The organism is Moritella sp. (genome assembly GCF_013215705.1).
Lineage (GTDB): Bacteria > Pseudomonadota > Gammaproteobacteria > Enterobacterales > Moritellaceae > Moritella.
The window spans coordinates 128083-144038 of record NZ_JABSQR010000008.1 but is presented as its reverse complement, the minus strand read 5'-3'; the positions used below and the strand labels follow the sequence as shown (position 1 = coordinate 144038).

Sequence of the window (15956 nt, the reverse complement as noted above, 5' to 3'; positions counted from 1 at the left end):
TGAAAAGCACTCCGAAGTGGAGTGTTCAGCTGGCGATGGCTTTCCTTACCCCGTCTCCCTCAATCCTACATGGACACCTACTCGTAATATTATTAACAACGACCTGCTGCCGTTACATAACAAAAATCACACCGCTTTAAAAAGTCTTAATTTTTATCGAGCCAAAGGTTACGATTTAAATACGTTATACCAAGAGAACCACCTTAAAAATAACAACGCTATATTTTTACATGACACGCCAACTAAATATCTGTTTAAACATCACAATAGAGCATTGAGTCACGGTTGTATCCGTTAGGTATAAACCACCTGAGACTACAACAATTATTGCCCGTTTTTATCACTTATCAAACAGCCTGGATTGATAACTTAGGGGACATCAATTGGCGTAACGACTTATATAATAAGGACAAATCATCGAACACAAGCACAATTCATAAATATACACAAGAAACATTAGCCAATAATCAGTTAGTGCTCTAGTTTTATCTATATGCTTCTCAAGCGTGGTATACAAAGAAGTAAAGCTAATAAAATCAATGCATTAATTTATGTTTGTGGATTAAAAGCAATGTAGCTGGAGTAATAAAATGAATAAATTATCAGTATTTATCCATGATTTTATAAAAGATGAAAGTGGTCTTACTGCAGTGGAGTATGCCATTGCCGGCGGATTAGTCGTTGGCGCAATGGTTACAGCGTTCTCTGACTTGGGTGATGCTGCCGTAGTGCGAATTGATTGTTTAGCTGATGCCGTCGGTGGTGCCGTTGGGGCTGGTTGTGCACCTGTTGTTCCGTAATCAAACGCTATTTTAGTCTAGGGGAATAATATGACGGAATATGCGTTGTTAACATCGGTAGTGATCACATTATTTAGCTTAAGTGTGGCTTTATACTTTGACCTTCGTTATCAACGTATCCCTAATCTGTTGTGCTTATTAACTTTCTTACTAGGCATAACAGTTAACAGCTATTTTCATAGTTGGGATGGTCTACTTGAAGCATTATCTGGAGCAGGTCTTGCCACCTTATTGTTAATCCCAGCTTATTATTTCAAAATCCTAGGTGCTGGAGATGTCAAATTAATAATAGGTATTGGCACGTTGGCTGGTCCCTTAGTCCTAACGTGGTCGATTGCTTACGGCGTTATCTTTGGCGCATTTACAAGTATATTAATTGCAACCAAAGCGGTAGGTTGGCGTGGTTTAAAAATGATGATTTATCGTTATATCGATTGCTTATATTTACGTACATATTTTAAACCCGAAAAAGGAGATGCAGGAAGGGTTAATGTGCCCTACGCACCCGCATTGATGCTTGGTTGGATGTTAGCTACTTATGTTAACCATGACATTGACGATTTGATGTGGACGATAGAAGTCATTATTAATGAAATTAGCACATCTCTTAATCTCATATAATTCTCCTATAACTTTAATATAAATAGGAACGGACATGATTATGACGGACCAATCGGTAAATGGGCAGCAACAAAATCAACCAACATTATCCACTGATGACAATACCCCCTTACCTGGAATCGTTTTAGAACAAGAAAAAACTAATTTTACTTATGAACACCTTGCTAAACGCCCGACAACGATTACCGAAACAGGCTTATCCGCTCAACTCCTGACACAATTACTTATTAAGCACATACTTTTCAGATCTAATGCTTTCTGATGACACACCCGCTGAGACATTGTCTACTCAGTATCATTACTGATCAAGTTAAATTGAATGAACTCCAAAACCAAGTCGAAAACAACTTAATAGATATCACATGGAAGCACTACTTTGTTAGTCAGAACGAATAATATTAGAGGTAGGTAACATGAATAAAAAAACCGTAATTTCAGTTACAATCTCGATTATGTTTGGGGTTGGCGCTATTTTAATCGCACAAAACTGGTTAGAAACCAATAAAGTGGCGGCTCCAGAAAACCAAGTTTATATAGCCTTTTCCACTATGATTATTCCCGTAGGTACGATCATTGAATCCAAACATATTAAATTGAAAGTTTTGCCCGAGTCTATGTCAGCTGATAATACTGTCGCTGAACCAAATGAAATCTACGGCATGATAGCGAAAGAGACTATTTATATAGATGACATCATCCGATTAGAAAGACTGCTCATCAAAGGTGAAGGCAGTACACTAGCAAGCCTTATTTCAGAAAATATGCGCGCTGTATCTATCCGTGTTGATGATGTTGTCGGTGTGGCTGGTTTCTTATTACCAGGTAACAGAATAGATATTTTAAATACGGTATCCGGTAGCGGAGGTTACGTAAAGACAGAAGTAATTCTACATAATATTAAGATATTAGCCATTGATCAACGCGCAGCAATAAATGAAAACAAGCCTCAACTTGTAAGAGCTATCACCGTCGAAGTTAACCTAGAACAAGCTGAAATATTGATGACGGCCCGTAATAAAGGACGGTTACAGCTAGCACTACGCAATCCAACAGACAGCCACGCTGTCGATTTTGCAAGCAATAAAGAAGTGACCACCGATGATATTGTTGAAATAGCGCCACCTGTGTTTAAACCGCGTCAAATTAGAAAACATAAAGTCGAAATAATCCGTGGAACAACCCAAGAATCTGTCCAACTTAAAATTTAGTTATTCGACTATAAATAGGTGATACATATGAATATAAACTCCCATTTTTATAAATATGAGTCTAAGCAATGGTCATTAGTTGTTTTAATTTTCATCTCCAATTTAATTTTAGTGAGTACAGCGTTCGCTGGCGGACCAACTGCATTAGATGATGATAGTGTTAGAATTCCTATTTTCAAATCTAAAACGTTACAAATGGATAAAGCGATCCATCGCGTATCCGTAGGTAATTCTGATATTGCTGATATCCTAATTCTACGCAGTCGCGAGCTGTATATAGTCGGTAAAAGATTAGGCACCACGAACATGATGGTATGGGATAAAGACGACAACCTAGTTCACGTGCAAAATCTAGAGGTAACCCATGACTTAAATAGTCTTAGAAAACGTCTATACAAATACTTACCAAATGAAGACATTGGCGTAGAAACCTCACAAGGTCAATTGGTGGTCAGTGGGCAGGTCTCATCATTAGTGAAAATGAATACTGCCGTAGAAATTGCCCAAGGTTATGCAACAGCAGCTAACGTGGACAAAAGTAACAGTACTGTCGTTAATATGATGTCTGTCGGCGGTGGTCAACAGGTCATGTTAGAAGTCACGGTTGCGGAAGTTAGTACAGATATAGGTCGCAATTTGGATGGTAACACCGTTCTGGGTGCATTCGGTTCAGATGGATTTGCTGGTATAGGGACAGGGACTGGTAATGTGCCGACTAATATTTTAGGCACAATAGATACTAATATTTTTGCTCGCTATCTCACTGGTGATATGTTGTTTAGCGTTGCTTTTGACGTAGCAAAAAGTAAAGGGTTAACGAAAATACTTGCAGAACCCAATTTAACGGCACTGAGTGGCCAGTCTGCTGAGTTTTTATCTGGTGGTGAGTATCCAGTGCCGGTTTCAACTGATGATGGCGTTATAATCGAATATCGAGATTTTGGTGTGGGTGTCAGTTTTGTACCAACAGTACTTGATTCTGGTAAAATCAACCTAAATCTTAAGGTACTTGTCAGTGAACTCAGTAGCGTCAATAGTGTGATGATCTCAGCATCAGACTCCAACACATCAACTATCATCCCCTCTTTAATCAAAAGATCTACCGCAACCACGGTTGAACTCGGAGATGGCCAAACTATCGTTATTGGTGGCTTGCTAAGTGATAACCTTCGTGAATCTATCACTAAATTCCCAGGTTTAGGTAACATTCCGATTTTAGGCCAGTTATTCACAAGCCAAGAGTATATAAGTGGTCAAACAGAACTGGTTATTATGGTGACACCTCGCTTAGTCAGACCCTTTAACAAAGATGGCATGATATTACCTACCGATGGCTTTGTGCCCGTGTCTGATATGGAGTTTTACTTACTCGGTAAAATGACACAGCAAGAGAAAGGCTCTGATACCAAAAAACCTAATGATACTTCAGATACGCCCGCAAGTATTGTGCCAAATTCGGGTGGCACGGAGCAACAGTATGGCCATACTCTCAATTAGCTAAGTATTGATAATACATTTATAGCAAGCAATTGAATTAAGGGATCATGATGAAATATATAAGTTTAATACTGCTCTGTAGCCAATTCTTATTCGGTTGCGTGCAAGAGCCTAATTACGAATTATCAGCATCAACGCTATATTTTAAAGACATACAAATTCTTGATCCCAATGCCCCTGCAAAAAATGATGGCATAACCAATACTCTTGAAGGTAAGTATGGCCAAAAAGTTATCTCTTCATATCATGATAGTGCTTATGACGCTAAATCTGCGCGTGATATTTCACAGTAATTGAAAGGCTACATTATGGGTATCAACTCAAACAACACCTTAAGAAATAAACAAAACGGTAACGTTCTCATTGTGTTTACAGTAGCCTTATTTGCTCTTATTGGCATGGCTTCATTAGCGCTAGACGGCGGCCATTTATTACTAAACAAAGGGAAATTACAAAATTTAGTCGATGCTGCAGCTTTGCATGCTGCTACAGAGTTAGATGAAGGTGCAACTCATGAGCAAGCTAGGGCTGCAGTCGTCGCCTTGATCCAATTAAACATAACGCATAACGATCACCATGAGTTAGCAAGTGCAATCGACTTTTCAAGTGTGAATAATAGTCTCGATCAAATGACAGCGCAGTTAAACGTAGAATTTTCACAATTACCAGATCCGTTTATTCAAGATAATAATGAAAGCGCAAAGTATGTGAAAGTATCTTTATCACAGTTAGATCTAGATAACTTTCTCGCTGATGTGTTCAGTTTTAATAAACAAGTTTCAGCGACAGCACTGTCGGGTCCTAGCTCTGATATAAGTAATTGTTATCAAGACTTAGTCCCTATGGTCGTTTGTGCTGACTTAGCGAACGCTAACGCAGATGCGCTGACAAATGAGTATGGTTTAAAAGAATATAGTCTAAATTTGATGAAAATTGGTTCAAATTCAAACTCTCCAATCGGTCCCGGAAATTTTCAGTTACTTCGTCTTGGTTCCAATACCGGGGCCGCAGACATCCGTGCGGCAATGGCTGGTGACACAAATCTTGGCACAGTCTGTTTCACGCCCGGAATAAGCAATCAATCGGTACCAACAGAACCAGGTAATACAGTAGGGCCAGTTGCACAAGGACTGAATACCAGAATGGGAGAATGGTATGGACCCGTTAATTCGACCGAGCACCTAAGAGATACCAATATATGTGAAGGCGCGACGATCGAACTTGATTCAAATGGTGACGCTCTTGAAGCAGGTGCTGCCGCTAAATCATATACATTTAATGACTACGATAACGATGAAGCCCAATATCTAAACGACGCGAACACTTCATGCGATGCCATTAACCCGATATCAGGCGGTAATATCATTGCAGAACTGAGTGCTGGGTCGCAAGTGGCCAGATCAGACCGCCGTATTTTACAGGTTGTTATCGCAGATTGTAACGGTACAACAAATGGCGCGAACGATCTTGACTTCCTTGATATTGGTTGTTTTTTTATGACCCAAAAAGTGGGTAGTTCAGGACCAACTTCCTATGTCGTGGGTGAGTTCATTAATAGTGGCGGAAACTGTACTGATAGTGGAACACCCTCTATAACTCCAGTGGATAATGATGGTCCATATAAAATTGTATTATTTCATGTACCAGGAAGCTCTGATTCTTAGGAGGCGTTATGTTACGAACCACAATCAAAACAGGCGGTGCAAAACATAGTAAAGAACAAGGTTTTGCCGCGATTGAACTTACGATAATCCTACCTTTTCTCTTATTAATAATTTTTGCGACTGCCGAATTCGGTCGGTTACTGTATCAATATAATGCCCTTAATAAAACAGTACGAAACGCATCCCGCTATTTAGCAGGTAATACCAAACTTGGCACTGGTGTATATAAAATAAGACCGGACGTAGCAACTAAAGTGACGACATATATAAAATATGGTGGCCCAGGCTCAGTAACGCCTCTACTACCAAACTTAACGTCTAGTACCATAGACTTAAGTTTATCCGGTAAATTTGTCACTATTAGTGTTTCTTATCCTTGGCAACCTTTATTTTCAGACATGTTCACTACCTTTGGCTTAGGTAATGATATTGATATTGATATGAGTTTCCCACTAATATCAACCTATACAATGAGGGCGTTCTAATGATTAACTACAATCACAGTAAACAACAGGGTGTATATGCTGTGGAGTTTGCTATAGCTGGTAGTTTATTTTTCTTACTTTTATTTGCCGTGTTAGAAATTGGTAGACTATTTTTCACCTGGAATGTACTAACGGAAGTCACACGACGTGGCGCTAGATTGGCTACGGTTTGCTATTTTGATACCACAAACATTGTCGCTTTTGATGACATGATCTCGACTTCACTATTCAATGACCAACCCATCATTCCGAACCTTTCGGCAGCAAATTTACAAATTCAATACCTAATGGATGACGGGACTCAAGTACTAAGCTCTGTTGACGCTAATTTCATTCATTTTGTCAAAGTAGATATCATAAATTATCAGCACCAATTATTAATACCGGGATTATTTCTAACATTAAATTCACCTACATTTTCAACTACGTTACCAAGTGAGAGTTTAGGCGTGACACCCAATACGACAACTTTATGTACACCAACATAATGATAAGACTAGTAACTATTTATTGGTAAGGAATCATAAATGAACAACCAAAATTCAAATAATATAATTGGATTTAGTGAAAGTCACTCCGTCCCGATAGATCGAGATGCACAAACATTGCCTTTTCCACTAAATTGTTTAGTCGTTTGCCCTAACTCGACACTACGCCAGAATTTGTCCACGTATTTAGCTTCAGTTACAAACTTAAAAGTAGGTTATTGCACCACATTGGAAAGTAACTTAAACAATCATAATTTGGTTATCTTCGTACTAGATAGTGATAACCATAAGACTATAAATGACATTAAAGAAATTGCGAAACATAATATTAATTTCATCCTAGTTGCAGACAACATTAAAAATGAGCTTATTCGAACAGCTGTGCAATTCAAAGTAAAAGACATTATTTCTGTACAGGATGTAGAAAAAGAATTGATTAACTCATTACTAACATCCGCTAATGAGTTAATGCAAGCCCGTAAAATAGCCCCGCTATATACCATCATCAACGGTAAACCAGGATCAGGTGCCAGCTTTATCACCAGTTGCTTAGGTGAGATTAGTGCCCATTTATCGAACCAAGAGATTGCTATTATAGACGCAGATCTAAATTATGGTTCACTTGCTGACACGTTTAATTTTGATGCGAATTATTATTTAACCGATGCGCTAAATGAAGTAGATAAATTAGATAATACAGCCATTAAATCAATGATGCTAAAAAGAGATAACCTGAGCCTGTTAGCCAGTAAACCTTATACTCAGCTCAACACCAACCCACAAATTTTACAATGTTTAGATCAACTAGTTTGGAAAGTAAAGTTGAATCACGACCTTGTATTAGTTGACTTATCACGTGGTATTGAGCATTTCACCATCCCATTATTGAATTTATCATCTAAAGTTCTGATTGTGGTACAGCAAAGCATACTCAGTCTTCGCGAAGCAAAAGTAATGATTCAACAATTAACCCAGAACCTAGGTATAGATACACATAAGTTACATGTCATCGTTAATCGATATTCGGCTAAAAATAGTAATATATCACTCACCGATATAAAAAAAGTCTTGGGCATCGATAGCCTATATGTAGTAAGCAACAATTATCAACTTGCCAATGCGGGTATCGATTCAGGCTCACCATTATTAAAAGTAGCTGATCATAAAGTAATACAAGATGAGGTATCACATATTATCGGGGAGTTATTCTCAATTGAGAGTCCTGTGAAAATAACCTTATTAACTAGAATATTTCGGAGACTATAATGGAATTTGTCAACAACCAAACGAATGACCCCTTTAGTATGTTAACAGCTAGCGATATGGAGACCAAACAAGAAATATTTGGTCAACTGTTAACTCAACTTGATCTCTCGGTGCTAGAAACCTTACCCCCAGAGGTTGCCAAAGAGAAAATAGCTAACTCTTGCTATCAATTTCTGAATAAACAAACCAGACCAATTAGTCTCGATGTTAGGAAAGTGTTAATTAAATTAATCACCGATGAAATATTAGGACTCGGTCCGCTTGAGACTTTACTCGAAGATCCGACAATCGCAGATATTCTAGTCAACAGTTACGACCGAATATTTGTCGAGCGCAATGGTAAATTAGAACAAGTATCAGTTCAATTTTATGATGATAAACATTTGTTAAATATCATCGACCGCATCGTATCCGGGGTAGGCAGAAGAATCGATGAGTCATCGCCAATGGTCGACGCCAGACTCAAAGATGGTAGCCGTATCAATGCCATCATCCCCCCGCTTGCGCTTGATGGCCCTGCATTATCAATTCGTCGTTTTACTGTTGATAAGCTACAGATACAGCAACTTATCGACTATGGTTCGATGACTCAACCGATGGCAGATCTCATCCAAGCAGCTGTATTAGGTAAATTAAATATTTTGATTTCTGGCGGTACGGGTAGTGGTAAAACCACACTATTGAATATTTTATCCGGGTACATACCCGATAATGAGCGAATTATTACCATTGAAGATTCAGCTGAATTACAGCTACAACAGCCACATACGGTTAGGTTAGAAACAAGACCTGCGAATATCGAAGGTAAAGGTGAAGTAACCCAACGTGAGTTGGTAAAAAACTGTTTACGGATGCGTCCCGACCGAATTATTATCGGAGAAGTACGTGGCAGTGAAGCTATAGACATGTTAGCTGCGATGAATACGGGTCACGAAGGCTCAATGACAACACTGCACGCTAACACACCACGAGATGGCTTAGGACGATTAGAGAATATGGTATGCATGGCAGGGTTTGATATGCCAGTACATAACATCAGAACTCAAATATCATCGGCCATTGATGTGGTAGTACAATTACAGCGACAAGAAGATGGCAAGCGACGTATCACCAGCATCCAAGAGGTCACCGGAATGGAAGGTGAAATGATCACTATGTCTGAAATTTTCACTTTCCGACGCGAAGGAAAAAATGATGATGGCAGCATTAAGGGAAGATATGCAGCTACAGGCGTTGTCCCCACCTTTGCGCGTAAACTCAAAAATAAAGGTATTGACATACCTCACAGCCTATTCACTGTCGATATGCTGTCCAACGGATTTTAAGTGGTTAATTTATGAGTTCTCAAGTCATTTTTTTACTCTTAGTATTTGCAGCGGTAGTATTGTTATTTCAAGGTTTTTTCATCTCCGTATATAGTCCACAACGAGCTAATTCCAAACATATACGTAAACATCTAGCATCACTAGCAGATTGCGATGAAGAAGCCCAAGCTGAGATTTTAATCAATAAAAAAGTAGAATCTCTATCCCCTTTCTTACAGTGGATTGAATCATTACCGTTAGTTTACAATTACACCTACAAGATGGAACTTTCCGGATCAAAAATGTTAGGTCATCAATATCTGATACTGACTCTTGTCTTATCGCTTATCGTAGCAATAACAGCATGGTTTATCAGTCTGGATATGATTTTTACAGTGTTTTGTGTCATCACTATGTTTACCATTATGCACTTAATATTGAACCGGAATATAAATAAGCGCATGGAAATGATTGAGCAACAATTCCCTGAAGCATTAGACATACTTAAACGCGGACTGCAAGCGGGTTATGCTTTTAGTGATTCAATTAAACTTGTTTATGAAGAACTTGAGGGAGAACTATCTGATGAATTTAAGCTTATGTTTAATCGCATTAATTTCGGTAACGATGTTCATACAGCCCTGCTTAATTTTGTTAAGCGCGTACCGAGCACGTCCGCAATGGCCTTTTGCAGTTCAGTGTCTATCCATAAAGAGACCGGGGGTAATCTTGCAGAAAATATAGATAATCTGTCGAAAATAATTAGACAAAGGTTTACCTTCAAACGCCGTGTCAAAACATTATCAGCTGAAGGACGACTGTCAGGTTGGGTACTCGTCTTAACACCTTTCGTTTTGTTTGCAGTGCTTTATATTTCATCCCCAGATTACACAAGCATTCTAATTAATACTCCAGAGGGTTTAAATTTACTAAAATGGGGCGGGATCGGCATGCTGCTTGGTATATGGTGGATTATTAAAATAATTAAGATTGAGGTATAATCATGAATCAAATTATACAGCTTTTTGAAGCAACGTTTACCGACCCTGTCATGGTTAAATGGGCTATTTATCTGATTGCAGGTATCGCAGGAATAATGCTAGCGATAGCTCTTTCGTCATTAGTATCGGGACTTTATTCCCCAGTTAAAAAACAATTAAATAAACTATCTAAAGAATCGACACAACCCGACGACTTAGCTAAAGAATACGAGTCATCACTAGAACATACGATTGATAAATTAAACAATATCCCTTTTATCAACAAACGTTACCAAGGGGACTCATCCACTAAAAAATTGCTGATTCACGCAGGCTTTCACACTCAAGACGCTTTAAAAATATTCAATTCAATTAAGTTATTATTACTCTTAATCAGTGGCGCGCTAGTCCCTTTATTAATCAATCAAATTTCAACTTATTCAACATCCACGATTGTCTATATAATGTGGTTTGTACTGGGTACAGCTTATCTTTTACCAGCTATTATTTTACAAAAAATAGCCAAGCGTAGAATGGCTGATTTAAAACGTTATTTTCCTGATGCGCTTGATTTACTTATCGTGTGCTGTGAATCAGGGCTAGGTTTACTTGAGTCATTTCAACGTGTTGCAAAAGAATTGAAACTTGCCCACCCTTATCTCTCTTATGAGCTCAACCTCGTCTGCAGTAAAGTTAGATATGGCCTAACATTGCAACAAGCTTTGAAAGAATTTAGCGACAGGACCGGTCTGGACGATATTAGAGGGCTTAACTCCGTCATTGTTCAAAGCTTAAGACTGGGTACTGGTGTAGCTGCGACGATCCGTATATATGCAGATGAATACCGTGAAAAAAGGCTGCAAGCTGCAGAAGAGAACGCAGCTAAATTAGGCGTAAAAATGATTTTCCCTATGATGTGTTGTATTTGGCCTTCCTTCTTTATTGTCGCAATCGGACCTGCAGTACTAAAAGTGATGAGTGTTTGGGGAGATGCATTTTGATTATAAAATCAGATCGAATCAAAAATTGGTTATCTGCCATTATAGGGTTTACTTTTTTAGTTGGTTGCACGACTACCACAACAGGTGGCAGCCAGCTCAATTTTTCAGACGTCCCGCCGGACTCAAGAGAAACAACGCTATCACAGGCTATTTCCGCTGAACAAAATAGCCAATATGACAAAGCCATCGTGCTCTATGCCAAAGCATTAAAGTTACAACCTAATGATGACGACAATCCAGCAATCAGTATGACCAATACAGCGTTATTTTATAAAATTGGTTTACTTGAAGTTAAACAGGGCAATACAGAGCTGGCCAGAAAAGCATTTGGACAAGTACTTAAAGATGAACCAGCACATGTTTTAGCGCAAACACAGCTTGGTGTTATATATTTAGCTCAAAAAAACAAACAAGATGCGTTAGTACTATTAACAAAAGCGATAACCACAGATCAACAACGCCTTACTAATCAAGTCAAACCTGTAAAGGGCTATGTGAAGCTTGATGAACAATCACCACTACAAGCTTACATGGGGCTCGCTATCATTCATGATCTTAAAGGCGCTCACAAACAAGCACGCGCATTGTTAAACTTAATATTACCGATAACACCACAAGACCCAATTCTATTCACTAATATTGGATATTCTCATTATCTGTCTGGAAATTACGTTGAAGCTGAAATAAATTTTAAAAAAGCCATCGACATCGATATCCGATTTTCTAAAGCTTGGGTAGATTTAGGTTTAGTTTATGTCCGTAAGGGGATGTACTCAAGAGCATTACAAACCTTAAAGCAGGTTATGCCAACAGAACATGCGTATAATGATATCGGTTACTTTCTAATATTAGAAGGTCGCTATCGTGAAGCCGAATACTTTCTTGAACGCGCAATAGAACTCTCGCCAAGTTATTTTGTGAAAGCCAATATCAACCTTGAAAACCTTAAACTTCATTTAAATAAAGATATCGATTTAGCTTATTCAGATAAATAATGATCCTTAGTTTCGATAGCGTTTAGGTTTTGATATAAATATTGTGTAAATAATAGTTAAAAATCATTGCAATTTTATCCTAGGTTGCTATTGTGAACTCAACCAAACTTATTAGTAACATTATACTAACTGGAAAAAACTTATGAATAACACTCTGAAAGTAAACGTGCATCACCATCATCATATTTGATTAGCTTTCAGGCTGTTGACTGGAGGTGTATGCACGCAAGCTTCCGGAACTCATTTAGAAAACCCTCGGAAGATTTATCTTTCGGGGGTTTTTTCGTTTATAGACAATTATTTTGACAAGGTTAAAGGATGACAATGTTAGAAATTAAAAATGACCAACCAAGACTAAGAATCGCAATTCAAAAATCAGGCCGTCTTAGCACTGAATCTCAAAACCTGCTTAAAGCAATGGGTCTTAAAATTAACATGCGCGAACAACGTCTGATCGCGCACTGTGAAAACATGCCAATTGATCTACTGCGTGTACGTGACGACGATATCCCCGGTTTAATCATGGACGGCGTTGTTGACCTTGGCTTCATTGGTGAAAACGAATTAGAAGAAAAAGAATTAGAGCGTAAACGTCTTGGCGAACCCGCTGAATATAAAAGGCTTAAGCGTATGACTTTTGGTAGCTGCCGTTTATCAATTGCAACAACTGAAGAATTTGACTACCAAGGCCCTCAATCACTTGAAGGTCTACGTATTGCAACGTCATACCCTGAATTGCTAAAACGTTATTTAGACGAACAAGGTATAAACTTTAAATCAGTGATGCTTAATGGTTCTGTTGAAGTTGCCCCTCGCGCTGGTATTGCTGATGCAATTTGTGATCTGGTATCAACAGGTGCAACACTTGAAGCGAATGGTCTTAAAGAAGTGCAAGATATCTTCCACTCAAAAGCCGTGTTAATCCAAGCAAAAGCGCCATTATCTGAAGATAAACAAGCGTTAGTTGATCGCCTGATGGTTCGCGCTCAAGGTGTAATACAAGCGAAAGAAAGTAAATACATCATGCTACACGCACCAAAATCACAACTAGATGCTGTCATTGCGCTGCTTCCAGGTGCAGAACACCCAACGGTATTACCACTTGCATCAACTGACGATATGGTTGCGGTACACTTGGTTAGTACTGAGAAGTTATTCTGGGAAACAATGGAAGAACTTAAACAGTTAGGCGCAAGTTCAATTTTAGTATTACCAATTGAGAAAATGCTCGGTTAGTAGCAAACATGCACAAGCAATGTTAAGGGAGGATCAAGCATGAAAACAGTAGTATGGGATCAACTTAGTCAGGCAGAACAATCCGCATTATTAATGCGCCCTGCCATATCAAACTCAGCAAAAATAGGTGACATTGTTACCGATATTATTGCTCAAGTGAGAAATGAAGGTGATAACGCTTTAAAAGCACTCACCGCAAAGTTTGATAAAGTTGAGACGGATTGTTTACGTGTGACGGCGGCTGCAATTGAAGCCGCAAGCCAACGCGTAGACAATGAAACCAAACAAGCGATCAAACAAGCACAACAACACATTCATCTTTTTCATGAAGCGCAAGTACAAGATACGATTCGTGTAGAAACGATGCCTGGTGTGGTGTGCGAAATGCACACGGTTGCGCTTGATGCTGTTGGTTTATATATCCCCGGCGGCACAGCCCCACTACCATCAACTGTACTCATGCTTGCGACACCGGCTAACATTGCAAACTGTGAACGTATTGTATTAACAACACCACCGCCGATAGCCGATGTAATTTTGTATGCTGCGCAATTATGTGGTGTAACCGAAATTTATACGCTGGGCGGCGCACAAGCAATCGCCGCTCTCGCTTATGGCTCTGAATCGATCAACAAAGTAGATAAAATATTCGGCCCTGGTAATGCCTTTGTAACAGAAGCTAAACGCCAAGTAAGCATGGATATTAAAGGTGCTGCGATTGATATGCCCGCTGGTCCATCCGAAGTATTGGTGATTGCCGATGCTGACGCTGACGCTGGTTTTATTGCCGCCGACTTACTTTCGCAAGCTGAACACGGACCAGATTCACAATCAATACTGGTTGTATCATCGGCCAAACTAGCGGCAGAAGTGTCTCAAGAAGTTGAACTACAATTAGCGTGTTTATCTCGACAGGACATAGCGGTACAGTCTATTGCATCAAGTTTAATCATTGTGACCGATGATATAGACACATCGATTGCAATTAGTAACCTCTATGCTCCAGAGCATTTAATTGTTCAGACTGAAAATGCACGTGGTTTGTTGCCGAAACTAAAACATGCAGGTTCAATTTTCTTAGGTGCTTGGTCTCCAGAATCTGTCGGTGATTATGCAAGTGGCACCAACCATGTATTACCAACCTATGGTTACACTAAAACCTATTCAAGCTTAGGGCTTGCTGATTTTACCAAACGCTTTACTGTTCAGGAGTTAACCCAAGATGGTCTCAAGAGCTTGGCGAAGACGGTCACTTGTCTGGCTGATGCAGAAGGACTCGACGCACACAAACGTGCCGTCACAATCAGAATCGATCGTTTGGAGGCAATGCTATGAGCAACAAGTTAACAACACTCGCAAGAAAGAGCGTACAAGAGCTAACGCCATATCAATCAGCGCGTAGAATCGGTGGTACAGGTGACATTTGGTTAAATGCCAATGAAGCTCCTGATTCAGGGCACTATTCATTGGACTGCAGTCGCTTAAACCGCTATCCAGAGTTTCAACCGGCATCTGTGATCAATGGTTATGCCGATTATGCCGGTGTAAAACCAGCACAAGTTATCACCACTCGTGGTGCTGATGAAGCGATTGAACTGCTGATACGTACTTTCTGTGAGCCGGGTGAAGATAGTATTCTCATTAACCCACCGACTTACGGTATGTATGAAATCAGTGCTGAAACCTGTGGTGTTAGTATCATAAAGCAAGATCTAGATGCGAACTTCGACCCTGATTATGCTGCGATTAAAGCACAGTTAGACACAGTGAACATTGTATTCTTATGTGCGCCAAATAATCCAACCGGTAATCTACTCAATACTGATAAATTAACGGATTTATTGATCGCAGCGACAGATAAAGCCCTTATCGTATGTGATGAAGCTTATATCGAATTTTGCCCCGAAGCATCACAAGTACAGCTATTACAAGATTTTGATAACCTGGTCATTTTAAGAACGCTATCAAAAGCATTTGCGTTAGCATCATTGCGCTGTGGTTTTGCATTAGCCAGTGAAACCGTTATTGGTTTAATGTCAAAAGTGATTGCACCTTATCCTGTACCAGAGCCGGTTGCACAAATTGCCAGTCAAGCGTTAACAGAATCTGGTATCGCGGTGATGCAAGCGCGGGTAAAACAACTTAACGGTATGCGCAGTGCATTTATCGACGAGTTAAATCAATTACAGGGCATCAACAAAGTATTCCCTGCAACGGGTAATTATGTATTAGTACAATTTAACGCAGACCAAAAAGTGTTTAGCTTATTAGGCGAACAAGGTATTGTATTAAGAGATTTTAATTCCAAAGTAAGATTAGAAAACTGTATTCGAATCACCTTAGGCAGCGCGGCTGAAATGAACACTACATTAGCCGCTTTAAAGTCCGTACTCTCTTAAATAAAGAGTCTT

18 protein-coding genes and 1 other annotated feature are annotated in these 15956 nt (G+C 39.3%); all 18 genes read left to right on the top strand.

The features are described 5' to 3' along the window. Positions 1–16 precede the first annotated feature (16 nt). The 18 genes from HRT96_RS06520 to hisC all read left to right on the top strand — a co-directional run bounded on the left by HRT96_RS06520 (position 17) and on the right by hisC (position 15944). Positions 17–298, top strand: coding sequence for a L,D-transpeptidase family protein (locus HRT96_RS06520; protein WP_293153964.1), 282 nt, complete (start codon positions 17–19; stop codon positions 296–298). 292 nt (positions 299–590) lie between these two features. Beyond that, complete coding sequence (locus HRT96_RS06515; protein WP_293153961.1) at positions 591–800, top strand: Flp family type IVb pilin; 210 nt, start codon at positions 591–593, stop codon at positions 798–800. 30 nt (positions 801–830) lie between these two features. Next, positions 831–1421: a prepilin peptidase gene (locus HRT96_RS06510; RefSeq protein ID WP_293153958.1), complete on the top strand. Its 591-nt coding sequence runs from the start codon at positions 831–833 to the stop codon at positions 1419–1421. A 40-nt stretch (positions 1422–1461) separates the two neighbouring features. Then, entirely contained in the window at positions 1462–1683 is a 222-nt protein-coding gene (locus tag HRT96_RS06505; RefSeq protein WP_293153955.1) for a hypothetical protein, read from the top strand. A 151-nt stretch (positions 1684–1834) separates the two neighbouring features. Further along, complete coding sequence (cpaB, locus tag HRT96_RS06500; RefSeq protein WP_293153952.1) at positions 1835–2629, top strand: Flp pilus assembly protein CpaB; 795 nt, start codon at positions 1835–1837, stop codon at positions 2627–2629. Between the two features lie 27 nt (positions 2630–2656). Continuing rightward, positions 2657–4126 (top strand): type II and III secretion system protein family protein, encoded by a 1470-nt coding sequence (locus tag HRT96_RS06495; protein ID WP_293153949.1) that lies wholly within the window; start codon positions 2657–2659, stop codon positions 4124–4126. Positions 4127–4176: 50 nt separating this feature from the next. After that, entirely contained in the window at positions 4177–4419 is a 243-nt protein-coding gene (locus HRT96_RS06490) for a hypothetical protein (protein ID WP_293153946.1), read from the top strand. A 15-nt stretch (positions 4420–4434) separates the two neighbouring features. Next, positions 4435–5790 carry a Tad domain-containing protein gene (locus HRT96_RS06485; RefSeq protein WP_293153943.1) on the top strand — a complete coding sequence of 452 codons (1356 nt, stop codon included), beginning with the start codon at positions 4435–4437 and terminating at the stop codon, positions 5788–5790. An 8-nt stretch (positions 5791–5798) separates the two neighbouring features. Then, positions 5799–6275: a TadE/TadG family type IV pilus assembly protein gene (locus HRT96_RS06480; protein ID WP_293153940.1), complete on the top strand. Its 477-nt coding sequence runs from the start codon at positions 5799–5801 to the stop codon at positions 6273–6275. After that, positions 6275–6763: a TadE family protein gene (locus HRT96_RS06475; RefSeq protein WP_293153937.1), complete on the top strand. Its 489-nt coding sequence runs from the start codon at positions 6275–6277 to the stop codon at positions 6761–6763. Before HRT96_RS06480 ends, HRT96_RS06475 begins: the two co-directional genes overlap by 1 nt. A gap of 39 nt (positions 6764–6802) precedes the next feature. Continuing rightward, positions 6803–8029, top strand: a complete 1227-nt coding sequence (locus tag HRT96_RS06470; protein WP_293153934.1) for a hypothetical protein — start codon at positions 6803–6805, stop codon at positions 8027–8029. Then, positions 8029–9354 (top strand): CpaF family protein, encoded by a 1326-nt coding sequence (locus HRT96_RS06465; RefSeq protein WP_293153931.1) that lies wholly within the window; start codon positions 8029–8031, stop codon positions 9352–9354. The genes HRT96_RS06470 and HRT96_RS06465 overlap by 1 nt, the downstream gene beginning before the upstream one ends. A gap of 11 nt (positions 9355–9365) precedes the next feature. Next, a complete protein-coding gene (locus tag HRT96_RS06460) occupies positions 9366–10334 on the top strand; it encodes a type II secretion system F family protein (RefSeq protein ID WP_293153928.1) in 969 nt (322 codons plus the stop codon). 2 nt (positions 10335–10336) lie between these two features. Further along, positions 10337–11314 (top strand): type II secretion system F family protein, encoded by a 978-nt coding sequence (locus HRT96_RS06455; protein ID WP_293153925.1) that lies wholly within the window; start codon positions 10337–10339, stop codon positions 11312–11314. Beyond that, the gene (locus HRT96_RS06450; protein ID WP_293153922.1) at positions 11311–12309 is read left to right on the top strand and encodes a tetratricopeptide repeat protein; all 999 of its coding nucleotides are present in this window, start codon (positions 11311–11313) and stop codon (positions 12307–12309) included. Before HRT96_RS06455 ends, HRT96_RS06450 begins: the two co-directional genes overlap by 4 nt. Positions 12310–12477: 168 nt before the next feature. Continuing rightward, positions 12478–12596, top strand: a sequence feature (His leader region). A gap of 37 nt (positions 12597–12633) precedes the next feature. Continuing rightward, positions 12634–13545 carry an ATP phosphoribosyltransferase gene (hisG, locus tag HRT96_RS06445; protein WP_293131986.1) on the top strand — a complete coding sequence of 304 codons (912 nt, stop codon included), beginning with the start codon at positions 12634–12636 and terminating at the stop codon, positions 13543–13545. Positions 13546–13584: 39 nt separating this feature from the next. Then, entirely contained in the window at positions 13585–14880 is a 1296-nt protein-coding gene (gene hisD, locus HRT96_RS06440) for a histidinol dehydrogenase (protein ID WP_293153919.1), read from the top strand. Beyond that, on the top strand, positions 14877–15944 hold the full coding sequence (gene hisC / locus HRT96_RS06435) for a histidinol-phosphate transaminase (protein ID WP_293153916.1): 1068 nt from the start codon (positions 14877–14879) through the stop codon (positions 15942–15944). Before hisD ends, hisC begins: the two co-directional genes overlap by 4 nt. Positions 15945–15956 lie beyond the last annotated feature (12 nt).